Annotated in this window: 22 protein-coding genes and 1 pseudogene; 13 read left to right on the forward strand and 10 right to left on the reverse strand. The window is 62.6% G+C overall.

The features are described 5' to 3' along the window. Nucleotides 1-38 precede the first annotated feature (38 nt). On the reverse strand, nt 39-1,595 hold the full coding sequence (locus PLD_RS26215) for a methyl-accepting chemotaxis protein (protein WP_159897575.1): 1,557 nt from the start codon (nt 1,593-1,595) through the stop codon (nt 39-41). 679 nt (nt 1,596-2,274) lie between these two features. Between PLD_RS26215 and PLD_RS26220 the strand changes: the two genes are divergently transcribed. Together PLD_RS26220 and PLD_RS26225 are read left to right on the forward strand one after the other, a co-directional pair. Continuing rightward, a complete protein-coding gene (locus PLD_RS26220; protein ID WP_159897576.1) occupies nt 2,275-2,961 on the forward strand; it encodes a cysteine hydrolase family protein in 687 nt (228 codons plus the stop codon). A 7-nt stretch (nt 2,962-2,968) separates the two neighbouring features. After that, entirely contained in the window at nt 2,969-3,859 is an 891-nt protein-coding gene (locus PLD_RS26225; protein WP_159897577.1) for a LysR family transcriptional regulator, read from the forward strand. 478 nt (nt 3,860-4,337) lie between these two features. Here PLD_RS26225 and PLD_RS26230 read toward each other — a convergent pair whose 3' ends face one another. Continuing rightward, complete coding sequence (locus tag PLD_RS26230; RefSeq protein ID WP_159897578.1) at nt 4,338-5,138, reverse strand: helix-turn-helix transcriptional regulator; 801 nt, start codon at nt 5,136-5,138, stop codon at nt 4,338-4,340. Between the two features lie 849 nt (nt 5,139-5,987). After that, nucleotides 5,988-6,752, reverse strand: a complete 765-nt coding sequence (locus PLD_RS26235; RefSeq protein WP_159897579.1) for a helix-turn-helix transcriptional regulator — start codon at nt 6,750-6,752, stop codon at nt 5,988-5,990. A gap of 442 nt (nt 6,753-7,194) precedes the next feature. Here PLD_RS26235 and PLD_RS26240 point away from each other — a divergent pair, with 442 nt between their 5' ends. Continuing rightward, the gene (locus PLD_RS26240) at nt 7,195-7,857 is read left to right on the forward strand and encodes a DUF2625 domain-containing protein (RefSeq protein WP_159897580.1); all 663 of its coding nucleotides are present in this window, start codon (nt 7,195-7,197) and stop codon (nt 7,855-7,857) included. A gap of 10 nt (nt 7,858-7,867) precedes the next feature. On the opposite strand, the gene PLD_RS26245 is transcribed toward PLD_RS26240, so the two are convergent. Then, the gene (locus PLD_RS26245) at nt 7,868-8,785 is read right to left on the reverse strand and encodes a LysR family transcriptional regulator (protein WP_159897581.1); all 918 of its coding nucleotides are present in this window, start codon (nt 8,783-8,785) and stop codon (nt 7,868-7,870) included. 95 nt (nt 8,786-8,880) lie between these two features. Between PLD_RS26245 and PLD_RS26250 the strand changes: the two genes are divergently transcribed. The 7 genes from PLD_RS26250 to aepX all read left to right on the forward strand — a co-directional run bounded on the left by PLD_RS26250 (nt 8,881) and on the right by aepX (nt 17,138). Beyond that, a complete protein-coding gene (locus PLD_RS26250; RefSeq protein ID WP_159897582.1) occupies nt 8,881-10,104 on the forward strand; it encodes an MFS transporter in 1,224 nt (407 codons plus the stop codon). A 2-nt stretch (nt 10,105-10,106) separates the two neighbouring features. Continuing rightward, the gene (locus PLD_RS26255) at nt 10,107-10,931 is read left to right on the forward strand and encodes a hypothetical protein (RefSeq protein WP_159897583.1); all 825 of its coding nucleotides are present in this window, start codon (nt 10,107-10,109) and stop codon (nt 10,929-10,931) included. A gap of 101 nt (nt 10,932-11,032) precedes the next feature. Next, nucleotides 11,033-12,268 carry an MFS transporter gene (locus tag PLD_RS26260; protein ID WP_159897584.1) on the forward strand — a complete coding sequence of 412 codons (1,236 nt, stop codon included), beginning with the start codon at nt 11,033-11,035 and terminating at the stop codon, nt 12,266-12,268. A 269-nt stretch (nt 12,269-12,537) separates the two neighbouring features. Then, nucleotides 12,538-13,767 (forward strand): pyridoxal phosphate-dependent aminotransferase, encoded by a 1,230-nt coding sequence (locus PLD_RS26265; RefSeq protein ID WP_159897585.1) that lies wholly within the window; start codon nt 12,538-12,540, stop codon nt 13,765-13,767. Between the two features lie 119 nt (nt 13,768-13,886). Then, on the forward strand, nt 13,887-14,717 hold the full coding sequence (locus PLD_RS26270; RefSeq protein ID WP_159897586.1) for a hypothetical protein: 831 nt from the start codon (nt 13,887-13,889) through the stop codon (nt 14,715-14,717). A gap of 87 nt (nt 14,718-14,804) precedes the next feature. After that, on the forward strand, nt 14,805-16,190 hold the full coding sequence (gene fumC / locus PLD_RS26275; protein ID WP_159897587.1) for a class II fumarate hydratase: 1,386 nt from the start codon (nt 14,805-14,807) through the stop codon (nt 16,188-16,190). Between the two features lie 57 nt (nt 16,191-16,247). Next, nucleotides 16,248-17,138 carry a phosphoenolpyruvate mutase gene (gene aepX, locus PLD_RS26280; protein WP_159897588.1) on the forward strand — a complete coding sequence of 297 codons (891 nt, stop codon included), beginning with the start codon at nt 16,248-16,250 and terminating at the stop codon, nt 17,136-17,138. Nucleotides 17,139-17,818: 680 nt separating this feature from the next. Here aepX and PLD_RS26285 read toward each other — a convergent pair. The 4 genes from PLD_RS26285 to PLD_RS26300 all read right to left on the reverse strand — a co-directional run bounded on the left by PLD_RS26285 (nt 17,819) and on the right by PLD_RS26300 (nt 20,932). After that, nucleotides 17,819-19,285 (reverse strand): GDL motif peptide-associated radical SAM/SPASM maturase, encoded by a 1,467-nt coding sequence (locus PLD_RS26285; protein WP_159897589.1) that lies wholly within the window; start codon nt 19,283-19,285, stop codon nt 17,819-17,821. Nucleotides 19,286-19,419: 134 nt separating this feature from the next. Continuing rightward, nucleotides 19,420-20,019: a DUF1842 domain-containing protein gene (locus tag PLD_RS26290; protein ID WP_159897590.1), complete on the reverse strand. Its 600-nt coding sequence runs from the start codon at nt 20,017-20,019 to the stop codon at nt 19,420-19,422. A gap of 52 nt (nt 20,020-20,071) precedes the next feature. Continuing rightward, nucleotides 20,072-20,707, reverse strand: a complete 636-nt coding sequence (locus tag PLD_RS26295; RefSeq protein ID WP_159897591.1) for a DUF1842 domain-containing protein — start codon at nt 20,705-20,707, stop codon at nt 20,072-20,074. 36 nt (nt 20,708-20,743) lie between these two features. Next, nucleotides 20,744-20,932, reverse strand: coding sequence for a DUF1843 domain-containing protein (locus PLD_RS26300; protein WP_159897592.1), 189 nt, complete (start codon nt 20,930-20,932; stop codon nt 20,744-20,746). Between the two features lie 743 nt (nt 20,933-21,675). On the opposite strand from PLD_RS26300, the gene PLD_RS26305 reads away from it, so the two are divergent. Continuing rightward, nucleotides 21,676-22,977: an IS4 family transposase gene (locus tag PLD_RS26305; RefSeq protein WP_159898216.1), complete on the forward strand. Its 1,302-nt coding sequence runs from the start codon at nt 21,676-21,678 to the stop codon at nt 22,975-22,977. 143 nt (nt 22,978-23,120) lie between these two features. Here the strand turns inward: PLD_RS26305 and PLD_RS26310 are convergent, their stop codons facing one another. Next, nucleotides 23,121-23,741: an HAD family phosphatase gene (locus PLD_RS26310; RefSeq protein ID WP_159897593.1), complete on the reverse strand. Its 621-nt coding sequence runs from the start codon at nt 23,739-23,741 to the stop codon at nt 23,121-23,123. A gap of 164 nt (nt 23,742-23,905) precedes the next feature. On the opposite strand from PLD_RS26310, the pseudogene PLD_RS30840 reads away from it, so the two are divergent. Together PLD_RS30840 and PLD_RS26315 are read left to right on the forward strand one after the other, a co-directional pair. Next, nucleotides 23,906-24,112, forward strand: a pseudogene (locus PLD_RS30840) (DUF6021 family protein). Nucleotides 24,113-24,207: 95 nt separating this feature from the next. Then, on the forward strand, nt 24,208-24,393 hold the full coding sequence (locus tag PLD_RS26315) for a DUF2188 domain-containing protein (RefSeq protein WP_159897594.1): 186 nt from the start codon (nt 24,208-24,210) through the stop codon (nt 24,391-24,393). Nucleotides 24,394-24,471: 78 nt separating this feature from the next. On the opposite strand, the gene PLD_RS26320 is transcribed toward PLD_RS26315, so the two are convergent. Beyond that, a complete protein-coding gene (locus tag PLD_RS26320) occupies nt 24,472-25,086 on the reverse strand; it encodes a hypothetical protein (protein WP_159897595.1) in 615 nt (204 codons plus the stop codon). Nucleotides 25,087-25,092: the final 6 nt, after the last annotated feature.

Consider the following 25,092-nt stretch of genomic DNA (forward strand, 5'->3'; position numbering starts at 1 on the left):
ATGATCTACCAGCGACGCCTGCTCTTATGCCGCCAGGCCTAAACCTTGAAGCGTCCTACCAGCTTTTCCAGTTCGTGACCCAGGCGCGCCAGTTCGGTGCTTGAGGATGCGGTTTCCTGGCAGGTGCTTGCGGTCTGGTCGGAGATGTTACGCACGTTGATCACGCTGCGATTGATTTCATCGGTGACGGTGCTTTGCTGCTCGGCGGCGGTGGCAATCTGCTGATTCATTGATTGAATGATGGACACTTTGCTCGTGATGTTCTCCAGGGCGCTGACCGCACGATGGGTAAACGCTACGCTGCTGTCACTGAGCAGCAGGCTGTTCTCCATGCCTGAGGCAACGGCATGCGTGCCGCTTTGCACGCCGGCAACCAGGCTTTCGATTTCTTCTGTGGAGCGCTGGGTGCGCAGGGCGAGATGACGGACCTCGTCCGCGACCACCGCAAAACCACGACCGGCCTCGCCAGCACGGGCCGCTTCAATGGCGGCGTTCAGAGCCAACAGGTTGGTTTGCTGGGCTACGGCCTTGATCACATCCAGTACGCCACCAATTCTGTCGCTTTGCTCCTTGAGGTGGCTTACCGCGTCTGCCGATCGATTGAGTTCTTCCGCCAAGCGCTTGATCTGTGTAATGGCCTCACCCACGATCTGTTCTCCCTCGCACGCTTGCTGATCGGCGATGGTCGCGGCAGCCGAGGCCTCTTCGGCATTGCGAGCGACATTTTGCACGGTGGCGGTCATTTCGTTCATCGCCGTGGCGACATGATCCGTTTCGGCTTTCTGGTTGTTGACCCCCGTATAGGTCTGTTCGGTGACGGTCGACAGCTGTTCGGCGGCGCTGGCCACTTGGATGACCCCGGAGCGGATGCCGTCGATCAACTGGTGAAGGTTGAGCAGCATCTGCTGCAGACCGGATTGCAGTTGGCCCAACTCGTCACGCCGGCTGATCAGTAGGTGCTCGCTCAAATCACCACTGGCGATTCGATTCACCGCCTGGAGGGTGTGCTGCAGTGGGCTGACGATCTGCCGGGTAATGCCCCACGCGGCCAGTGTGCCGAGGATCAGCGCCAGCGCTGCGACCAGGCTCAGCAGGGTCTTGGCGGATCTCGCATCCCCATCGCGTTTGGCGTTTTGCGACTCGATGAGTGTCTGCGTTGTTTTCAGTAGCAGGTCACCCAATTGCCCCATGCGTTTGAACAGGGGAGGCTGGTCAGCCTCGGGGTTGCTCAGTTCATGCAACAGCTGTGCGTATTCATTGACCGAGTTGATCTGTTGTTGAAGCAGTTGTTGATCAAACGTGGAGACGAAGTCTTCCTTGATGTTGTCTAGATGGACAGCCAGGTTCCCCAAGGTTTTCTGCAAGGGCTGATAGGCATCTGCTTGCGACTCTGTCCCCATGCGCAAGCGAATGATTCGCAGGTCTTTGGTGTAATCACTGATTTGCGCGATTTTCTCAATCTTGAGTCCGCGCTCGGTCAACGTAGCAATGGCGTACCATCCGGTGAATGTCAGAAGCAGCGCCAGCCCTAGCACCAGGCCGAACCCCAGGCTCAATTTAGCGCTGACACGGATATTGCTGAACCAGCCGAACATAAGAACTCCAAGCAGTAACAGGGGGATTGAACATGGCGTCCTGAGTGTCGACCCGAGATATCATTGCTTTAATTGAATATCCGCTATTAACGCGTTCTAACTGGAAGTTAGGGAGAAATATTAAAAAATATCGGAGTCTATAAGTCCGTTGATGAATACCTTACTGAAAGGATACAGCTCCAAGCCTGTCTGACGTCTGTGGATATTTAAGATCAGCAACTAACGGTACTTTTCAGCGCGAACAATGCCGGCCAGTACTTTAGTCCAATGTTCATCTTTGATGGGTTCTGCGGGGGCTCTATCAACAGGGGAGCGCCTGAAAAATACCCGCAAGCGTGGTCGCCGATTTAATGTGAAAGCTCTGTCGAAGTGCTCAGTGCCCTGCTATTCAATCGCCGATTAGCCAACCGAGTGCTGTAGCAAAGGCTCGATGAATTAGCATCGGCATCGGCATCGGCATCGGCATCGGCATCGGCATCGGCATCGGCATCGTGGCTGGTTGGCGACGCCCCCGTGTCTGGCAGGCAAAGGACGCTGCGCTGAGGCGTTGCGCGCGAGCGACCTCAAGGAGCTGTGCCCAAACGGCACAGATCCTGTGTCGACGGCCCTGTGTTCACGCTTGCATGGCCTGCCTACCATCGCTTCAGTGATTGACATTCAACTGAAGAGGACCTACCCCATGCAGCATTTCACGCGTCGATTCTTGGCCGCTTGTGCGTTTTCCGGCATTGTTGCCAGCGGTGTGGCCATGGCTAACGACCAGCCCACCATTCGCGCCCTGTCCGGCGTAACACCGATCAAGCAATTGCCGGTGAACAAGACCGCTTTGTTGGTCATCGACTTCCAGAATGAGTACTTCAGCGGCCGTATGCCGATCCCGGATGGTGCCGCCGCGCTGGCGAAAACCCGCGAACTGATCAAGTTTGCCGACAGTCACCAAATGCCTGTCTATCATGTGCAGCACGTCGCGCCCGCGGGCTCGGCGGTGTTTGCCATCGACGGCGAGACGGTGAAGTTCCATAAAGATATGCAACCGCGGGCCAAGGATGTGGTGTTGCAGAAGACCACAGTCAGTGTGTTCGGCAGTACTGACCTGAACGCGCAGTTGAAAAAGGCCGGAATCGACACCCTGATCATCAGTGGCCTGATGACCCATGCTTGCGTGGCCGGTGCTGCTCGTGATGCGGCCCCGCTGGGGTACAACGTGCTGGTGGCCTCCGATGCAACGGCGACGCGCGCGATTACCCGCTTTAACGGCCAGAGCGTCGATAAGGATTCCCTGCATAACGCTGCCCTGGCAGAAGTCGAAGACACCTTTGGCGATGTCATGAGCACTGAACACATCATCAACCTGCCAGTGCGTTGATCCGAAAATGAATCAGTTACACGCCATGCGTACCTTCTGTTGCATCGTTGAGTCCCAGGGTTTTTCCGCGGCGGCAGAGCGGCTGGGCACGGTGCACTCGTCGGTATCACGTCAGTTGCAGCACTTGGAGACGGCGCTGGGCGTGCGCTTGATTCATCGCAATACCCGCCGCTTGAGCCTGACCGAAGCGGGTGAGCACTATTATGCAGCGTGCGTGGACATTCTCGAACGTATCGACAGTGCCGCCTTGGCGGTAAGCCATGAGCAAGACCGTCCTTCGGGGGTGTTGCGTATCAGCGCCCCGTTGGTCATTGGCACTCTGGAGCTGGCCAATTGGCTGCCGGCGTTCCAGCAGCGTTATCCCGATGTGCAGATAGACCTCTCGTGCTCGGACCCTTTCGTTGATCTGATCGCCGAGCGTTTTGACGTGGCGTTACGCATTTGCGGACCACTTGCGGACAGCAGCCTGGTGGCGCGTCGGCTGCATGTGTCGCCGATGGTGATGGTGGCATCCAGTGCTTATGTTCAGCGTATGGGCTTGCCCCGCAGTGCGCAGGATCTGGCCAGCCATCAGTGGTTGAGCTATAGCGCTTCGACAAACTCCTGGCGGTTGCAGCCGGAGCAGGGTGAAGCTGTGGTGTTCGTGCCGGGTCCTGGCATGCGTTCGGACAGCATTACTGCCTTGTACGCTGCGGCGCTGGCCGGCGTCGGGATCGCGGCCTTTACCCTGGCCACTGTGCAAGCGGATCTGCGGGCCGGCCGTCTGGTGCGCATCCTGCCAGAGTTCACGTTGGGCCTGCGCCATTACTACGCGTTGTACCCGCATGCCCGGCACCTGCCGGCCAAGGTGCGCGCCTTTGTGGAGTTCATGGCGCAGTGCTACCGCGCTGAATCCTGATGCGTCTGGTGGGAAATGAGGTGTAATGCCGATTCTTCGCGATGCCTGCGTTTGTTCAGGTCAAGGAGAAGATTGAGGATGACTTCAAATCAGAGCTTTCTTAAAGACACAGCCCATGCCGCTGTCTAGAATCGCGCCGTTCGCCCAGCCAGGCACCATCAGCAACCTGCGAAATGGCCCTAAAGGGCGTGGGCGGACTGCAACAACGCTGTAGCCGCCTGCCCGGTCTGTACTTCGCCTACTGCCATTGGTTGACCGGGCTGGCTCCCTCAAGCCCCGCCTTCTTTGGACGACATTGCGCCGCTTGTCCGCTCTCGTGCCGTCCTGCCCCCGGAGGATCCAGCGCTGCCGCGACAGCGTCAGCGGCGATGCCTGCTGCCAACTCCCGCGCAGCGCCAGGGCCGCTGGGTACGGTGAGAAATGACCCAGGCTTGGTCCTCGCGACCTGCACATCTTGGGAACGCCAACAGGGCTGGACTCAGGCGCCGACCATCCACTTGGCCAGTCCATGACGGCCGCTGACCCCCAGTTTCGCGGTCGCGCGCTTGAGGTAGGTTTCGATGGAGCTGTTCTTGACGTTCAAACGCAAGGCCATTTGGGGCACGGTGCCACCGGTCAACAGCCCCAGGCAGACTTCTTTTTCCCGCGCCGAGAGGTTGATGTCGCCCAAGGACAGACGTTCGTCGAACTCCCGCTGCAGCGATGAGGGGGCGAAGGGATCGATGGGCGGGGCGCTCCAGTCGCGCCGGTTTTTCAGTGCCTGTTGCCGATGCACTTGAGCGTGGCGCTCCAGCAGTGGCAGCAGGGTGGTCGACAGATTCTTCAGAAACGCCAGTTCGCTCAGGGAATAGCCTCCCTGGGCAGGAGCGCGGTACAGGGCAATCACGCAGCGGCGATTGGCCTTGCGCGAGACCAGGTGGCATTGGTGCGGGGTATGGCGCGAACGCCCGTCGCGGTTCTGGGCATTCATCTGAATCAATAGTGAATCGTCCATTTCCAGCATCTTGTGCAGCAGCGGATCATGGCGTCGGGGGGGCTCGGGCAAGGGCAGGTCCTCCTGTGCTCCGGCACGCCCCAGCAAGGTGATTTCCAGGGGGTTGGACTGGCGCTCGTCGAGGGTCCATTCACTGAGCTGCAACTGCTGCACCGAGACCAGCTTGCCCACCAATTGCAGCATGTTTTCGGCGAACTGCGGGTGGTCGGTACTGGAGATCAACTGCCCCAGTTCGCAGTAGAAATGGGGTGATTGCATGTTGGCGATACTGCTGGTCAGACCCATATCCTTATCATCCTGATCGAGATAAATCGCTGATCGAAGCGCTGTTGCCACGGCGCACTGCAACCGCGGCTTCATAAACCTTATCGGGTCGGAAAAATCTGATTTAAGCCTAAGCGTTTGCTTTGCGTCTGTAGGGGGAATCCGGGACACAGCGGCTTCGCCATCCTCCCCGCGCGTGCGCGCTAGGTGCCCGAAACCGTCCCGTCGAGGCCCGGGCAGTTGGTTATGCTGGCCGGCAGCCCTGGCCGTCGCGCGACAGCGGGCCCGCTTAAAAGAGGCTTGCGAGGCCAGTAGCCTCGTTAATGGATGGTCAATTTCCTACAGCTAGTTAAGCCTTTGCGCCGGGGGATCCCACCGCTGCGCCCGCGCCTGCCGGCAGGCGCGGTAGGGTTCGGGCTGTCTGGGTTTCGGGTGGCATACAGGCCCCGAGCCAAGACTCAAATCCGCGAATAGCCGTGCCTGGGTCCCTCACCGGAGAAGGCCCCTAGGCTTTGTACGAAAAGCCTTGATACTCGGTGATGCTGCGTTGAAAACGGTCTCGTGCGCGAGTCCGATCGGAATGCTTATTTACAACCCGTAAAGTCGAACGCGACCCCGGCCGTTCCTCGACCGTTTTCGCCTTGCCTGACCTTCGTCTCAAAATTTTTCGTATAGAGCCTAGGTCGCTTATTTCTGCTGCCGTGGACGGCGGCGTCGGGCAAGCCAACGCCGTGGCTCGCGCGGTGTTGCATGCGGGATGCCCAGCCCGGGGCGCACGTGAACGGCGCCCCGGTCAGGCGCCGGTGCTTGACCGGGCACCGGCGTCAGCGCGCGCAGGGCACCGGGGGGATGCCGAGAGCGCCGAGGGCCTTACTGCATCAGGCCTGCGCTGGTGGTCGGGAGGTCTTGCGGGCAATACATCCAGCGCAGCAGCGAGTGCCGGCCGCTGATCCCCAGCTTGATGGCGGCGCGCTTGAGGTAGCTTTCGACCGTGTTGACCTTGAGCGCCAACTGCTCGGCCAACTGCGGCGCGGTGCGCCCGGCCAGTAGCCCGACGCACACCTCCTGCTCGCGGTTGGACAGGCGCAACCCGGCTTGATCCAAGCGGTGGGCAAAGCGCTGGCGCAAGGTCTCCAGGCCTTCGCTGGCGCCGTCGTCAGCGCCGCCTTGGGGTTGCAGGGCGCAGATGTGCTTTTCCACCATCGGCAGCAGCAGCGGCGAGATATCCTCCAGCAGCAGGCGTTCCTGCGGGGAAAAGCTCTGCTCCTCATTGCTGCGGTACACCGACAGCACGTAGTGGTAGGCGTCCTTGCGCCCGGTCAGGTGCAACTGCATGGGGGCGGCGGTTGCGCCAGGGCCTCGGGGTCGGGGCTTGGTATGCGCGTCGGGAAAACCGGCGCGCAGCAGCCACTCGTCAGCGCCCACGGCATCAGCGTGCAGCGGGTCGTGGGCCAGCATCCGGCCGTCGGCGCAGTGCTCGGCCGCGTGCTCCGGGTCCAGCCGCAGTTGGGTGATATGGGTGGCGTCCACCGCCAGTTGGGTGAGTATCAGGTCGTGCAGCATGCGCGGAAATCGCCGGCTGCCGGTGCTGGCAATGACCTTGCCAATGTGTGGAAACAGTACTTGTGAGTTCATCATTTCATCCATGAATGTGAAGGTGCAAAAGGGCTGTCTTATAACAACGAATCGGCTGAGTGGTTGATTGACTTCCTGTTTATGCGCCGTCAGAAGGAGCGCCTCGTATCCTAGTACAGGGTGCTGGTGGTCGTTTGCTGAAGTGCGCAAAATCTTTCACACCGAGTGCCGTGCGCTGTTGCACCGCCGCCGGGCTGGTGGCCAGAGCAAGGGGCGAGCAGAGGCTGTTGGCGTAACACCTGCAGAGGCTGCTGGAAAAGTGCTTGAAGTCGTTTCCGGTACTTCAGGGCCGTGATCAAAAGTGCCTCGCATGGCTGCTGGTGCAAGAGAACTGGCAGATCGACACAAGGCGCTCGTCATGGGGCGCGTCCCCACCGAAATGACCCGCTCCGCAGTCGCGCCCAGGTGGATATAATCCGCTCCTTTTACCCGGGAGCGGCCGATGAGAAGCTTGGAAGACCTGACCGAGAGCGGCGATTCTGCGTTGTCGTTGATCAAGACCCTGCTGGAAGAAACCAGTCGGGACTATCAGCTACTGCCCCCATCCAGCGAAAACGCCAGGGTGCTTTCTGCTCTGCAAGTCACCACTCGATCCACCTTGGGGGCGATGGCCTACGAAACCGGCGGGCTGCTCGTCGATCACGGCTGGCTGCGGGTGCTGGGTTCGGGGCATCGGCACTTGTCGCGCAATCTTGTCGATTGGAATGACGGTCGCGTAGAGGGGGCCTTGCTGGTGGCTGACGACGCCGCGGGAGGGTTCTTTGCCATCAACGGTGGCGGTCTGGGCTCTGATGTGGGGGCGATGTACTACTGGGCGCCCGATACGCTGCAGTGGGAGGCGTTGGAGGTGGGCTACAGCGACTTTCTCGCCTGGGCCCTGAGCGACCAGTTGGCAGTTTTCTACCAGGACCTCCGTTGGGATGACTGGCACCTTGATGTACAGGCACTGAGTGCTGATCAGTGTTTTTCCTTCTACCCGTTTCTCTGGACCCAGGAAGGTTCGGTTCAGCACAGTCACCGCGCGATGATCGATGTCGGTGAAAGCTTGGCCTTGCGCCTGGACCTGGCTCGCACACTCGACGGGTCAGCCTCGCTGCCCGGCTGACCCGGCCGGACTAGCGTCCGGCCGTCTCCGGCTGCGCCTGCTGCAGTTCGTCGAGCACCCCCATAAAGGCTTCCACCAGTTGGCTGCGCCCCTGTCTGCGGGTCAGTACCAGCAGTTGCGCGGTGGCGCCGGGGTCCGTCAGTGGGCGGTAGGTCACGCCCTTTTTCGCCAGGGTCTGGGTGCAGCGCGGCACCAGGGCAATGCCCTGGCCGGCCGCTACCAGGGCGATGATCGAGGTGATCTGCCGACCGCTGGGGCCGGGGCGCAGAGGCAGGCCATTGCGCCGGTAGAGTTGTTCGATCGCTTCGTTGAGCCCCGAGCCGTAGTCGGCGGGAAACAGAATCAACGGATGCTCGCTGAGCTCGGCCAGGCTCACCTGGTCCTGGGCAGCCAGGGGGCTGTCGCTGGAGATTGCCGCCATCAGGGGTTCGTCTCCCAGGGACAGGGCCTGGATTTCGCTCTGTTCGCAGGGCGGCCGCATCCGGCCCATGCCGATATCGATCCGGCCGTCGACAATCTGCGACCACTGGCTGAGCGATGCGCCTTCGACTAGGGTCAGTTGCACGTCCGGGAAACGCTGGGCGAAGGCTTGGATCGCCTGGCTGAACAGGTCCGACAGGGCGATGGAGCTGGCGTAGCCCAGGGCCAGTTGCCCAGCGCACCCCTTGGCCAGCTTGCCGGCCATGACCTGGGTCAGGTCCACCTGTTCCAGCACCGCGCGGACATAAGGCAGAAAGTGCCGGCCCTGAGCGGTGAGGCTGACGGTGCGGCTGGTGCGATCGAACAGGCGAAACCCGAGCTCGGCTTCCAGTGCCGAAATCTGCCGCGTCAGCGGTGGTTGCGCAAGGTGCAGGCGCAGGGCGGCGCGGCCAAAGTGCAGCTCTTCGGCGACGGTCAAAAAGTAACGCAATCTGCGTAGATCGAGCATCCGGTTCCCTGGGTATTGATCGGTCGAAAATCGGTATTGGTCTTGGATCGGCGGCGTATTTTATAAAGGCCTTTCGTCAGAAAACGAGAGGTTTCATGAACTCGCGCCAGCATTGTGCGCGCATTGCCCTGTTTTTGTGTGGCTGTGCGGCGTTTCTCAACCTGTATGCAACCCAGGGCATTCTCCAGGAGTTCTCCCAGAGCTTTGCGGTGAGCATCAGGGAGGCCGGCTGGAGTATTACCGTGACCACCTTGGCGGTGGCCATCACCGCGCCTTTCGTCAGTCGTTTCACCGGCCGGTTCCAGCAGCACTCGGTGATTGTCCTGGCCTCCCTGTTGCTAGCGCTGCCGGCGTTGCTCGCGGCCTGTGCCGGCAGTTTTGCCCAGTTGCTGGTCTGGCGCTTCATCGAAGGCATGCTGATCCCGGTGGTGTTCGCCACCAGCGTGGCCTACATCGGCACTCGCTGGAGTGGCGGCACCGTTACCGAGGTCACCAGCCTGTATGTGGCTGGCACCGTGCTGGGCGGGTTCGCCGGCCGTTTCGTCACCGGCTTGATGACCGAATATGTCGGCTGGCGCGAGGCCTTCGCCCTGTTGGCGGGGCTGAGCCTGCTGATCGGCGTGGCCATTCACTACCTGCTGCCGGCCAATCCGGCGCCGGTTGCCAGAAGCCGGCCAAGCCGCCTGGGCGCCCTGCGCGAACTGTGCAGCCGGCCGTTGCTGGCGGCTTACGGCGTGGGCTTTTGCGTACTGTTCTCGCAAGTGGCCACCTTTACCTATGCCGGGCTTTACCTCAGCTTGCCACCGTTCGACCTGGGCGCCGCTGCCCTGGGGGCGATCTACAGCGTATTCCTCCTGGCGCTGGTGGTGATCCCGATTGCCGGCCGCCTGAGCAAGTCCCGGCCCCAGGCCGAACTTCTGGTTGCCGCGGCCCTGCTCGGGGTCTGCGGCTCGGCCCTGACCCTGCTGCCCTCGCTTTGGCTGATCGTGCTGGGCCTGGCCCTGAGCTCCACCGGGGTGTTCCTGGCCCAGGCCGCGGCCAACTCCTTTACTACCGCCACCGCCGGCCACAACAAGGCCGGCGCGGTGGGGCTGTACCTGACGTTCTATTACCTGGGAGGCAGTTTCGGCGCCGTGATCCCGGCCTTGCTCTGGAGTCACTGGGGCTGGCGGGGCTGCGTGGCGTTGATCGTGGTCTTCCAGTTGCTGTCGCTGTTGATCGCCTGGGGCGGCTGGAAGCCCCTCAAACCCGAAACGCCGGCTGCCATTCGGCCGCTGAACCCGCTTGATTCATCATCCAACAAGGAATACGTGAGGTGACCATGAATAACGTACTGACCCGGCAGAGCCAGTTGCTGAAGATCGTCGAACCTGTGCTGAACGACATGCCGGCCAGTGTCTTGAAGCATGCGCTGTTCGAAGCCTTCTGGAGCGAGGAAAACGCTCTGGTGGACATCGAGAGTGCTTTCGAGAAGCTCACCTCGCGCCGCCACGCGCCAGCGGTGTTGCGCAAGTTCTTCGCCAGCTGGTCGAAGACCAACAACTCCGCCACCAGCGTCTCCGGCCTGGCCAACCGCATTACCTTGCTGGCCCGTTCCGAGCAGGGCTCGGAAGCCGCAGAGGGTCTGTACCGGGCCTGCGGCAGCCTGCAGCGGATCACCGACGAGGACCTGGGGGCGCTGGGCAACACCCTGCATTCGGACCTGTTCTACAACATGGCCACGCCCATCTGTGGTGACGATCAGTGGCTGCTCAAGGAAAACTGCCTGCCTTCGGCACAGGCGTTCAAGGACTGGACCGACTTTCGCCGCCTGCGCGACCGTGACCTGCTGCAAGGCTTGCTGACCACCCTGGTCCACGAGGTCTACACCCACGGTGAGGTGGAGTACATCCACCCGCTGTACAAGCAGTGGTTCGTCCGCGACATGGGCGTGCCGGCGGATAAGGCCCGGACCACCGTGGCCTGGGTCACGGTGCACACCGGCGGCACCGAGAGCAACCACTTCGCCCATGCCGTGGCGGCGGTCAACGAGTTCGTCGAGGCCATGCAGGTGCAGGTCGACCCGCAGGCCGCGCGGGATATCTTTGCCGAATACCTGCAACGCAAGGCGCGGGTGATGCGCGACTGCGCCCAAGCACTGCGCTGATGCTCGCTGGCCCGGCCCCGCAAGCGGGGCTGGTGGCCGGCTCCGGCTTGCCGAGCCTGTGACTGATCCACTTCCTTTCTTACCTCGCAGCCTGGCCGACGATGACTGATCTGAAACACAGCGCCTCCCTGGAGGCCGCGCCGATGACGGATGCCAGCGTGCGTCGTCGCTCCCTGTTCGCCGGTTGCAGCGCCCATGCGGTGCATGACGGCCTGACCGACGTGATCTACGTGCTGCTGCCAATCTGGCAGGCGCAGTTCGCCATGAGCTATGCCCAGATCGGCCTGCTGCGCGGGGTCTATTCCGGAATGATGGCCGGCTTTCAGTTGCTGGCCAGTCGCGCCGCCCGGCGCTGGGGGTGCGAGCGCCTGCTGGTGGGCGGCACTGCCCTGGCCGGGCTGGCCTACTTGTTGGCGGGGCAGGCCGGGGGCCTGGGCGTGCTGCTCCTGGCCCTGCTGCTCGGTGGCCTGGGGGCCAGTACCCAGCACCCGCTGGCCTCTTCCCTGATCACCGATACCCATGAAGCCGGTGGCGGGGTCAAGGAGGCCCTGTCGCAGTACAACTTCGCCGGGGATATCGGCAAGACCCTGGTCCCGGGTCTGGTGGGCCTGTTACTGACCCTGATCAGCTGGCGCGCCAGCGTCACCTTGATCGGCCTTCTGGGGCTGGCCGCCGCGCTGCTGCTGTGGTGGCTGATGCCCTCCCGGGCCATCACCACGGCCATCAGCGAGAAAGCACCGAAGACGGTCAAGGGCCAGGGTTCGGCTAGCGGGATGCGCGCGCTGATCCTCACTGGCACCCTGGACAGCGCGGTGCGCATGGGCTTTTTGACCTTCCTGCCGTTCCTGCTCAAGGCCAAAGGCGCCGGCACCGCCGGAATCGGCCTGGCCCTGACTCTGCTGTTCGTCGGCGGCGCTTTCGGCAAGTTGCTGTGCGGTTACCTCGGCGCGCGCATCGGCATGATGAAAACCGTGTGGATCACCGAGTTCACCACCGCCAGCTTGATCGTGCTGGCGGTGTTCCTGCCCTATGGCGGGCTGATGCTGATGTTGCCGCTGCTGGGGCTGGCCCTGAACGGCACATCCTCGGTGCTGTATGGCGCGGTGCCGGACCTGGCCGGTGCCGGCAAGCGCGAGCAGGCGTTCTCGCTGTTCTACACCGGCACCATCGGCGGCGGGGCCCTGGCTCCGGTGCTGTTCGGCAGCATGGGTGACGTCACCGGGATTCCCCAGGCGGTGATGGCCCTGTCCGCCACGCTGTTGCTGACGCTGCCCCTGTCCTGGTACGTGCAACGGGGCATGGACGCCGACGCCAGGTCAGCCTCCGGCTCCGCCTGAAGACCTCTGTCGAGCCAGAAACCAATCAGGCCCGGGGCTGTTCTGCCCGGGCCTGATGCATTCTGCGCGCGGGGCACGGTGGCGCGCAGCACCTTCAGATAGTTCTTACTTTTCCAGTATCAATCACGACACAAACGGTATTGGCCGGTGTTTGTGACTGTCACCAAAATGTAAGAAGACCTGGCCGGGGGCCTTGGCCAGGTTGGCTGCGCAGGGTGTTTCCCCGACGCCGGGGCGCCTGCTTCCAGATCGTTTTCGCAGGTAACAACATGAATAACAGCGAAGCCACTGTAAGCCGATTCTCTTTGTCCAACCGTGCCCTGGGCCTCAGCGCGCCGGGCACCTCCAGCATGCGCAGCAAAGCCAACGCCCTGAAGGAAAGTGGGGTCAAGGTGATCAACTTCGCCGCCGGTGAACTGTCCTTCGATGCCTGTCAGGACATGCGCACCGGGGCCATCGAAGCCATTGAAAATGCGCGCAATCGCTACACCCCGCCCATCGGCCTGCCGGCCCTGCGGGACAAGCTCGCCCAGCGGGTCAGCCAGCGCACCGGCGTGACCTTCGCGGCCAATGAAGTGGCGGTGACCGCCGGGGCCAAGCAGGCCCTGTACAACGCCTGCATGGTGCTGCTCAACCCCGGTGACGAGGTGATAGTGCCCAGCCCGTACTGGGAAACCTTTCCCACCCAGATCCGTCTGGCGGGCGCCACCCCGGTACTGGTGCAGACCCGCGACGAGGACTACCGGCTGACCCTGGAAGCGGTACAGGGGGCGCTGAGCGAACGCACGCGGATGATCGTCATCAACACCCCGAACAACCCCACCGGCACCGTTTATCAACGCAAGCAACTGCTGGCGATCGCGAAGCTGGCCTTCGAGCGCGGGCTGTGGGTGATGTTCGACGAGTGCTATCGCGGCCTGGTGCGCGAACCTCACGAGCACCACAACATCCTGGCGCTGTTCCCGGCACTGAAGGCCCAGACCGTGCTGATCGATTCCTTCTCCAAGAGCCAGGCGGTGACCGGCTGGCGGGTCGGCTACGCCTGTGCCCCGGCGCCGGTGATCGCGGCCATGCACAACCTCCAGGGCCATACCACCTCCAACCCCAGCAGCCTGTCGCAATACGCCGCGCTCAATACCTTGAATGCCGACTCGACGCAGTTCGCCGCCGAGGTCAATCCGTTCCTGCAGCGGCAACTGCACGCCGCGCGCACCTACCTGGATCGTCTGCAAGGCATCCGCTATGCGCCGCCGGAGGGAGCGTTCTACCTGTACATCGACATCGCTTCGCGCCTGGGCGGCTACTACCGCGGCCAGCCGATCCGCGACGTCGAGCACCTCGCCGACCTGCTGCTGACCGAGGCGCACATTGCCGTGGTCCCCGGTTCTGCTTGTGGCGACCCTCACTGCATCCGCATTTCCTACGCCGTCGAATACCAGGAACTGATCGAAGGCCTGAGCCGCTTCGCCCAGTTCATGTCGGCGATCGTCATGGATTAGCGCTGCCGTCACCCGCATCCGCCACCGCGTTATCCCGGTTCCCGAGCCCGTCCAGAGGCCCTGGGCGGTGACGCCTGGCTTGTTGTCCGTGCACCCAAGAGTCAATACAGGAGAGAAACATGGAGAGTTCCCGCGAGGCGTTCATCGGCTATGTGCATCAGGCACTGGTGGATGTCGAGGATCGGAATCTGCTGGAAGCCCTGCTCACCGGCTTTGAAAACAACCCCGGCCTGTTGGACGGTTATTGCCTGACCTACCAGCGCATGACCTCCCGCCGCTGGTCCGTGGATTCGCTGTGCTCCTTCTTCTGCGGCTGGCGCAGCCCCGACGGCGCCGCCCATGCGGTGTCGAGCATCATCGTGCGGCTGCTGCAGGAGTCCGCGGACCTGCCCGGCGCCGACAACAAGCTCAAGCTGCTGGCGGCCGCCCGGCATTGCGGCGAGATCATCGTCGAAGACGTCGGCCTCGGTGAAATGCACGGTCATCCCCACCATTCCAAGCTCTATCACCGCATGGCCTCGGCCATCTGCGGCTCGGACAACTGGCGCCTGCAGGACAAGTACCTGAACCCCATCACCCAGGAGTTCTCCACCTGGGTCGGTCAGAAGCGCCCCCTGGCGCCGAACCTGGTGGAAGCCTTGGAAATGATGGCCCTGACCGAGCTGTTCAACACCGGTGAATACAACCTGATGACCCCGCTGTGGAAGCACTGGCTGCGCGAGTCCTGCGGGTATCCGGCGGGGGAGGCCAACCGCATCGCCGGCTTCCTCAGCGTTCACTGCGGCGCCGTCGAGGCCCGGCATTTCCGCCACGCCACCGAGGCCCTGCGGCTCTATACCCAGGCCACCGGCCAGCAGATCGACTACCGGCGTATCGCCGCGTTGTCCGACGAGTACGTGGTGCGGGCCTGTGCGCACCTGGAAAAAATGGCTTCCGTACTCAAGGAGTAGGGCGCCCGTGCACCACGCTGGGCAGGGCGCCTGCCCGGCAACCTCGACCTGATTGCGCTTTGCGCCAACCACTGGAGCACCTTGAACATGCGTCTTGAATCCGACTCGATGGGACCCATCGCCGTACCGTCCAACCGCTACTGGGGCGCTCAGACCGAGCGTTCCATCCACAACTTCCCCATCGGCCGTTCGCGCTTCCAGTGGAGCGCGCCGATGATCCGCTCCCTGGGCATCCTGAAAAAGGCCGCGGCCCTGGCCAACCTCAAGCTCGGCGAACTGCCGGAAGCCATCGTCCAGCCGATCGTCATGGCTGCGGACGAAGTCATCAGCGGGCAACTGGACCAACACTTTCCGCTGGTGGTGTTCCAGACCGGCTCCGGCACCCAGTCCAACATGAACGCCAACGAAGTGATCGCCAACCGGGCGATCGAGATGCTCGGCGGCGAGCTGGGCAGCAAGAAACCTATCCACCCCAACGATCACGTCAACCGTGGCCAGTCGTCCAACGACACCTTTCCCACGGCCATGTACATGGTGGTGGTCAGCGAGATCCACGACACCCTGCTGCCGGGCGTGTCGGTCCTGCGCGACACCCTGGCCGACAAGGCCGAGCAGTTTCGCGACGTGGTCAAGGTCGGCCGCACCCACCTGCAGGACGCCACCCCGATCACCCTCGGCCAGGAGATCGGCGGCTGGGTCGAGCAGATCGACTACGCCCTGGGCGTCATCCAACTCAACCTCGGCGGTCTCTACGACCTGGCCATCGGCGGCACCGCGGTGGGCACCGGGCTCAACGCCCATCCGCAGTTCGGCGACGAGTGCGCACGGGTCATCGCCGAGCTCACCGGCTACCCGTTCAGGTCGTGCAGTAACAAGTTCTTCGCGCTCTCGGCCCACGACGCGCTGGTCAACACCTCGGCGGCGATCCGCACCCTGGCCATGGCCCTGATGAAGATCGCCAACGATGTGCGCTGGCTGGCCAGCGGCCCGCGCTGCGGCATCGGCGAGATCGACATTCCCGAGAACGAGCCGGGTTCCTCGATCATGCCGGGCAAGGTCAACCCGACCCAGTGCGAGGCGCTGACCATGGTCTGCACCCAGGTCTTCGGCAACGACGCCTGTGTGGCCTTCGCCGGCAGCCAGGGCAACTTCCAGCTCAACGTCTACAAGCCGGTGATGGTGCACAACGTACTGGAGAGCATCACCTTGCTGGCCGAGTCCTGCCGGGCCTTCAACGACCACTGCGCCCAGGGCATCGAGCCGAACCCTACGCGGATCGAGGCCAACATCAAGAAGAACCTGATGCTGGTGACCGCCCTCAACCGGCACATCGGCTACGACAAGGCGGCCATCATCGCCAAGACCGCCCATCACCAGGGCAAGTCCCTGCGGGACGTGGCGCAACAGCTGGGCTACGTCTCGGCCGCGGATTTCGACCGCTACGTGGTGCCCCTCGACATGACCCACCCCTGAGGCGGCTCGGCCGCCGCGACCCCGGAGTTTCCCAACCACAAGAGGCGTGTGAATCCCATGCAGGACGCTGATATTCGCCGAACCAACCTCCGCCAGTTGCTGCGCTGCAAGCGCTGTCTGCGGGTGCTTGAAGCCCACAGCCCGATCTCGGCGCTGCTGGCCCAACAGTCCAGGCTGGAGCGCGGGGCCGGGCCCAGCCTGAGCTACGACGCCATCTGGTCCAGCTCGCTGACTGATTCGACCCACAAGGGCCTGCCGGACATCGAGATCCTCTCGCCGAGCAACCGCTTGCACGGTATTCGCGAGATCTTCGATGTCTGTTCACTGCCGATGATTTTCGACGGCGACACCGGCGGCAAGGCCGAGCATTTCGCGATCCACGTGAAGATGCTCGATCGGGCCGGGGTGTCGGCAGTGGTCATCGAGGACAAGTGCGGGCTGAAGAAGAACTCGCTGTTCGGCAACGCGGTGAACCAGCTTCAGGACTCCATCGAGGCGTTCTGTGACAAGATCCGCGTCGGCTGCAGCAGTCGCCGCCACGAGGACCTGCTGATCATCGCCCGCTGTGAAAGCCTGATCCTCGACAAGGGCATGGACGACGCCATCGAGCGCTGCCTGGCCTATGTCGCCGCCGGCGCCGACGGAATCATGATTCACAGCCGCAAAAAGGACGGCCTGGAGATCCTCGAATTCGCCCGGCTGTTCCGCCGCCATTGCCTACAGGTGCCGCTGATCTGCGTGCCGACCAGCTATGCCCACTTAAGTTTCGACGAGCTGGAAGGGGCCGGCTTCAACGCGGTGATCTACGCCAACCACATGTTGCGCAGTGCCTACATGGCCATGCGCGATGTGGCGGTGGGCATCCTTGAACACGGCCGGACCCTGGAGGTGGAACCCCGCTGCCTGGGCATCGACGAGATTCTCGACCTGGTGCCGGGCACCCGTTGACCGCGGCGTTCTTGGAAATGGCCTGTTTCGTCTTGGAGGGGTAGAGGATTCAGGCTGTTAATGAATAAGAATTTTCTTACATACGCTGGTCGGACGGATGCCTAGAATGGCCCCGTTCGCCCGGCCAGGTATCACAGTGAACCGCAACTTAGCGGTGCCTGGTCAGGGTGGGCTGCAACATCGCGGCCCCCGGCCCCCGGCCTTCGCTGCACTGCCGACTGCCCTCGGCTGGCCGGGTTGGCCCTTATCCCCTCCAGGCATCCGCCACGCTCCCCCGCCAATCCTGTTCCTTCCCTTACGCATTCCTGGATTATTTTTCACACAGATTTACAGCGTGTGGCCCCCATGCGAGCCCGTGATCGCGGCTGCCGATGCTGGCAATGACCTGGCCAACGGGTGGCAACCATCGGTGTGCGTTGAGCATTTCATTCATGAACGTGAGGGTGTGACAGGACACAGGACACAGGACAGCGTTACAGCGATGGGCACGCGTGCAACTGACTGGTCTGCGGCTTTGTCCCGAACGACAAAGGATCGCCTCCTCAGTACAGGGTTTACGGGGTGTTTGACGAAGCGCGCAAAATCTTGCGCAGCGGACGGCGGGCACTGCCCGGGCTTGGACGGCGGCATTGATATCGGCACCGCCGCGCCAGCGGGCGCGGCGGCGCAACGGGCGGCGATTACAGGCGCGGCTGCTCCGGGGGCAGGCCCAGCAACTGGTGCAGGGTGTTGATCAGGGCTTGTTGGCGCAGCCGGTCCTCCTGGTGCCGGGCTTCGGCGGCGGCGACATCGGCGTGGCAGTGCGGGCAGGTGCTCTCAACGGCGTGGATGTACTCCAGGCAATTACGGCACAGGGCCAGGCGCGGCGGGATGCGGCCTTCGGCGGGGGCTGCCTGCCCCTGGTTGACCCAGGCCAGCTTGATCACCTGACCGCTGTCGCTGACTCTGGTCATGGCTTCGCCGGTGTCGATGCGCTCGGTGATCAGGTCGAAGCGGCCCACGGAGAAGGACGCCGGGCCCGCGTCCTCGAGTTTGACGATGCGCTCGCGCAGGCCTTTTTTCTGCAGGTCCAGGGCCCGGTAGTGGCAATAGGGGTTGTTGCCCGGTTTGCCCAGCAGCGAGTGCGAGGTCCAGGTGCAGCCGCCACGGCAGACGTCGTTGTAGTAGCAGCTGCGGCAATAGCCCCACAGATCGTCCATCGAGCGCAGGCGGCCGAAATGCATGCCTTCGCTGTAGTGCCAGATGTCGTGCAGGCTCATGTTGCGCACGTTGCCGCCGGAGAACCCCACGGTGGCCAGGGACGGACAACCCTTGACCGTGCCGTCGGCTTCCAGGGCCAGCACCGTCTGCCCGGCGGCGCAGCCGGTCCAGTGCACCCGGTCGTCGCCGAAGCCGCGCCACATGTGTTCGTAGGGGCCGTAGTAGCCGATGTTGTTGCCGATGTTCATCAGCAGGCCGCGCTCGTTGCCTTCGCGGTACAGGCGCGCCAGCAGCGGCATGACCTCCAGCAGTTGGTAGGGCTGCATCAGCAGTTCGGGGTGATCCACGGCGTTGCCCATGGCCACGGTCAGCTGGATCTGCCAGTGCTTGGCGCCGGCGTCGATGATCAGGTCCATCAGGGCCGGCAGGTCGGGCAGGGTGGCGGCGCCGATCTGCGTGTTGACGCTGATCTTGAGCCCGGCCTGCCTGGCCCGGTGCAGGGTGTCCAGGGCCTTGTCGAACGAGCCCGGCACATTGCGCACCGCGTCGTGCAGCGGCGCCAAGCCGTCCAGGGACACGCCGACGCCATCGAGCCCGGCGTCCACTGCGGCCTGCATCTTGGCCGGGGTCAGGTTGCGACCGCCGGTCTGGATCGCCACATACATGCCGTGGTCGTGGATAGCCTGGATCAGTCGCGTCCAGTCCTTGCGCAAATAGGCTTCGCCACCGATCAGGGTAATTTCCCGGGTGCCCAAGGCGGCCAGTGAATCGATCACCGCCAGGCATTCCTCGGTGCTCAGTTCACCGGGGCGCCTATGCCCGGCCCGGGAGCCGCAGTGCAGGCACTTGAGGTCGCAGGCGAGGGTGATTTCCCAGACCACGTGCACCGGCACATAGCGCTTGAGGTCGTTTTCGCTGAGGTAGCGGGCGGGGAGACGGTCTGACATGAAAGATCCTTGCGCACCCAGCGGTGCGCGGCAGCAAGCCATTGAAACAGGCGCGCCTTCCGCGGCTGGCGAGGGCGCGATCGGTTTGGCCAAGTCGGGGCCGCCCGATGACGGCCGGCCCCGCTGGCCTGGACTCAGCGGCGCTCCAGGCGGCTGATTTCTGCCTGCAACTGCTGCGCCGCCTGGCTCAGGTTTTCACTGTTGGCCAGTTGCTGCTCGCCCTGGGCCACCAGCGCCTTGAGCCGCGCCAGGTCGCCGCTGGTCTGGGCCTCCTGCAGCGCCACCGCGTACAGCGGGTGCATGTGGGGCTGGCCGGCCTGGACTGCGCGCTCGCCGGGCGACTGCTCCACCGCTGCCTGGCTCACGGCGGCGTGTTGCACCACATGCCAATGACCCTGGTACTGGTACTTGTAGCTGGCGAAGCCGCTGGCCCAGTCGAGACCGAGGATGCCCTGCAGATGGAACGTCTCGGCGATCTGGCTGGTGGGACCGCTGGGGTTGCCGGCCAGGCTGAGGATAATGTGGCCCTCGCTGGACGGATCAAGCTTGACCTGGGAGTAGTCGCCCCAGACATCGGCGAGGACATTCACCGGTGGCGAGGTGCTCTGGGTCACCCGAGCCACGCCGCTGACTTTTTTCTGCGGGGTGTTGACCAGCAGGTCGAGGGTCAGCACCGGCGCTCCGATCACAGGGTTGGCGACGATGAGGCGGGTATGGAACAGTCCGATTGTCATGCTGCAACTCCTTATCTGGATAGAAGGCATCAAGTTCGATGGATGGCCTTGATCAGCGGCGTTCTTGCTTCTCGATCTCGGCCTTGGCGGCGTCCAGCGCGGTGCGGATCAGCGGCAGCTGTTCCAGTTGCTGGGTGGCCACCCGATGCAGGCTCTTCATCTGTGCCAGATCGCCGCTGGCGATGGCGCCGTGAATCGGCCCGCCATACAGCGCGGCGTTGGTGCTGTTCACGGCGCTGTACTGGCCCTGGTGCTTGGGAGTCGACAGGGTGCTGGACTGCACCGTCTCCTGCAGATGGGCGGGCACCTGATTGACCGAAACCCAGTTGTGGCCGTTGAAGTACTGGTAGTTGGCGATGCCTTCCTTCCAGTCGTCACTGACCACCAGGTGCAGCTTGAAGGTGATGATCGAGTTCGAGCCGGGGCCGCCCTGATTGCCCTGGGCGGTGATGAGGATCTTGCTGGTGCTGGGTGGCATGACCGTAAGGTAGGTGTACTGACCCCAGACATCGCTGTGCAGGTCCAGGGGCGGGTTGATCGCCTGGGTGATGGTCGAACCGCCGCGCACACTGTGATCGGGGGTATAGACCAGCAGGTTGAGGATCAGACTGGGCGCCCCGGACTGAGCGGTACCGATGCGATAGCTCAGGGGGAACAGACCTTCGGCGTGGGAATTGGAACCGGACATATGCTTTGCCTCCATTCAATGACGGGGAAACAGCGGTCAGTGCTGCTCCAGCCGGGCGACTTCCTTGGCCAGCTGTTCGTAGGCGCTTTTCAGATCCTTGGGTTCGTCGCTCTTCGGATCGCGCTTGGCCAGCAGGGCTTTCATCTGGGGTAGCTGCCCTTCGGCGATGGCCGACTGGATCGCGACTCCGTAGGGGACAACCGTGTGTTGCGAAGTGGGGCTCATGGTGTGTGCCTTCCGTGGGGTTAGGGGGGCTGCGCTACTCGGCAGCCTTTGCAGTTAAGCAGCGCGGATGGAGTTGGCGGGGTAATGGCACATTGATTTTGTGGATTTCCGACAGGTGGATTCACAGAGGTAAGGGGTTGATTTTGTGGAAATTCCAAAGGGCGATATGCAAGGGGGAGGTGAGTGCGGATGGCGATAGAGGGGGGCTGGTGGTTTCGCTTTTGCAGCGGTGGGTGGGGGACATGTCCGTGCTGCGGTCACGGTGGTTTGGGGGGCCGATCTTGCGGCGAGTGGGATGGGTTACATGTCCGTTGCTGCGGGTGCGGTTGCTTTGGGGCTCGATCTTGCGGCGAGTGGGATGGGTTACATGTCCGTTGCTGCGGGTGCGGTTGCTTTGGGGCTCGATCTTGCGGCGAGTGGGATGGGGTACATATCCGTTGCTGCGGTAACGGCTGCTTAGGGTTTCGCCCTTACGGCGAGTCCTTTTTTTCAAACGCCGGAGTGCCGGCCCAGCAAAAAGGAACCAAAAGGGCTTGCCCCTCCATGGGCCCCTCGCTATGCGAGGCCCCGAGTGGAGGGGCAGAAGCGTTTTGCTCACCTTTTGCGCTCTTCAAAAGTGAGCCGCTGTAAGAGCCATCCCTTTCAAGGTCTTGGGTAAAATGCGCTGAAATTCAGTCAGGAAGACCCGAGCGATGTGGGCCGATGTACTAGCGCGATTCGAGAAAAAAGCACCTGCCAGCGTGATGGCCAAATTGGCCTTGGAGCAAGCCATTGCGCCGGAGTGGGTCGATCAGGTTTTCGAAGAGCACCGACAACGGCAGTACTCTCGCGAATTGCTGTTCTCGACCATCGTCAAGCTCATGTCCCTTGTTTCCTTGGGCTTGCGGCCGTCACTGCACGCTGCAGCCAGGCAGCTTGAAGAGCTTCCGGTCAGCCTCGCGGCTCTTTACGACAATATCAGCCGTACCGAACCTGCGCTGTTGCGAGCGTTGATCACAGGTTGTGCTCAGCGTCTGGCACCGACGATCAAGGAACTGGGTTGTTCAGCCATGCTTGCCGACTGGCAAGTTCGGGTGGTCGATGGCAGCCACCTGGCATCTACTGAAAAGCGCCTTGGCGCGCTGCGCCAAGAACGGGGGGCGGCTCGCCCCGGTTTTTCGGTTGTGGTCTACGACCCCGATCTGGATCAAGTAATTGACCTCCAACCCTGCGAAGACGCCTATGCGAGTGAGCGTGTCTGCGTCTTGCCGCTACTGGCCGAGGCCAAGGCCAATCAGGTTTGGATCGCTGATCGGCTCTACTGCACGCTTCCTGTAATGGAGGCTTGTGAGCAGGTAAAAACGTCGTTTGTCATTCGTCAGCAAGCCAAGCACCCACGCCTGATTCAGGAGGGTGAGTGGCAAGCACCTGCGCCTGTTGCAACAGGTACGGTGCGTGAGCAGACCATCGAAGTGAAAGGCGGTCATTTATGGCGTCGTGTTGAACTGACGCTTCATTCGCCAAACGACTCAGGTGATAGCTGTTTGATGTTCTGGAGCAATCTGCCCGAGCACATCAGCGCACAACAGATCGCGGATTTTTATCGTCGTCGCTGGAGTATTGAAGGGATGTTCCAACGACTGGAAGCGATTCTGGAAAGTGAAATTGAAACCCTCGGCAGTCCGCGGGCAGCCTTGCTTGGCTTCACCACTGCCGTGCTGGCGTACAACGTTTTGGCCTTGCTCAAACGCAGTGTCGAACAAGCTCACCGGGATTCTCTGCCCGAGGGTTGGGAGGCTTCGCTCTATCATTTGGCGATTCAGGTCAGGGCTGGCTATGAGGGCATGCAGATCGCTTTGCCTAGCGAGTATCTGCCGACTGTTTCAATGGAAGAACTCGCCCAACGCCTGCTGGGATTGGCCAAGAACATCCAACCCAAGCAAGTCGCCAAAAGCCCACGAGGCCCCAAGGTACCCAAGCCCAAAACATGGGTGCAAGGGACGGCCGTGAATGCCCATGTTTCAACCGATCGAGTCATCAAGGCCGCCAAAACGAAAAGACCTTGAAAGGGATGGCTGTAAGAGCGGAACCGCCAGCGGCCGCACCCGCAAGAACGGATATGTACCCAAACCCGCTGTAAAAGCGGAACCGCCAGTAGCCGCACCCGCAGCACCGGATATGTCCCCCTCCCCAAAAAAAGCCCCAGGACTCAAACCACCCCCAACTCCCTCAACTGGCGCCGCGTTTCCCCACCGGCCACATGATGAATCGCCCGCCACCCCAACGCCCTGGCCGCGACGATATTTGGCGCATGGTCGTCAATGAACACCAGCTCCTCCGGCGCCACCCCCGGCAAATGCGCGCGAATCCGCCCCAGGGTCGTGTGATAGATCTCGGCATCCGGCTTGATCTGCCGCTCCTGCCCCGACACCACGATGTCGCGGAACTTCTGTAAAAACGGATAGTGCTCCCAGGCATAGGGAAAGGTTTCCTGGGACCAGTTGGTCAACCCGAACAGCGGCATCTGCGCTTGGTGCAGGTCCTGAAGCAGGGCCACGCCTTCCTCCAGCGGTCCCTTGAGCATCTCCGGCCAGCGTCCGTAATAGGCCTCGATCATCGGCGCATGTTCCGGGTGCTCAGCCACCAGGCTGCGGGTCGCTTCGGCCAGGGGCCGCCCGGCGTCCTGCTGGGTGTTCCAGGCCTGGGTGCAGACGGTGTCGAGGAACCACTGGCGACGCTCGTCGTCGGGGATCAGTTGGCGGTACAGGTGATGCGGGCTCCAGTCGAACAGCACGCCACCAAAATCGAAAACCACGGCACGAATCGTCATCAACACTTCCTTTTCTGCGGTTGTGGGCCAGGGCGTCATCCTGCGACGCTGCGCAGCGCAATGCAATTTACCGGTGGCCATGGGGCCGTTTGCCGGCAGCCTTGAAGCGGATCGCGATCCAACGGCTGTACCCGCCCTGTTGCGGGTTAGCACAGGAATTGACCATGGCTGACAAGAACCCCACGGGACCGCGCTCGTCCGAGTACGCCTCGAATCCCCATGACCCGGGTTTCGGCCCCGACTCGCCGGACCTCGCCGACCCCTAGGTCGATCCGGTGGGGCCGGCCAGGGCGCCTTTGGATCAGCCCGAACCCGAGCATCAACGCAAGCGCTCGCGAGTCTACGACCCCCTGGTCAATCTGAGGGAATGATCCCGGCGCGCCGACATGCGGCAGTCGCCGGGTGGTTTTGCGGGTGTAAGGTAAAACGGCCAAACTCCAGGCACGCTGACAAAAAGGAGGTGTCCATGAGTACGCCACTGTTGAACAAGTTGCAGATCAACGGTTATCAGGTATTGAGCGTCAACTACGGCCCCTGGAAGGTCTGCACAGCGGGTGACCGGCTCGCCACTTTCGGCACCCGGGAAGAGGCCCTGGCCTTTGCCGCCGCCTTGCCGGTGCGCAGGGAAGCACCGGCCACTAAGCTTCGATAGCACAGGACGGGACACCCGGCAGAAAAAAGCCCCGATCGGTTCGGGGCTTTTTTGTGTCAGGCTGCTGCAAGCGCCGGGTCAGTCGACAATCACCGGCTCGTTCGGATCATCGCTCAGGCACACGGTCAATTGCTCCCCGGCCTTGTTGAACGCGCAGCGGGGCAGGGTTTGCTGCTTGATGAAGCTCAGCGGCGGCAGGATGAACACCGCCGCCAGCACCAGCGCCCACAGGGTCTGCAGAAACAGCACATCGGCGCTGTGGGCGGCGGGCCGTGAGACGAGGCGGCGGCGCCAGTACAGGTACAGGCCGCTGATGAAGAGTACGCCGACGACGCCCATCATGTAGTCCAGCTCCCAGGCCTGGGGGCTGAACGCACGGGTGCCATCCTCATCATCCGGGTAGGTGAGCCGCCACCACACCCCCAGCAGCAATGGCACCAGCCCGGCCATCAGCCAGGCCATACGCGCACCGGGCATCCGGGTCAGCAGGGCCAGGACCAGGCCGATCAGGCACAGCACCCAGGCAAAGAGGTACAGCTGAAAACCCATGGCGCCGCCGAACAGCGTGCCGCTGACATCCCGCGGTTGCATCATTTGCACATCGCAGATCAGCATCACCGACAGCGGGATGGCGACGACGATCCAGCACAGGGGGCGGTACAGCCACAACCACAGGGTAAACAGGTGAGACATGGTCAC

The organism is Pseudomonas sp. LD120 (assembly GCF_009861525.1).
Taxonomy (GTDB): domain Bacteria; phylum Pseudomonadota; class Gammaproteobacteria; order Pseudomonadales; family Pseudomonadaceae; genus Aquipseudomonas.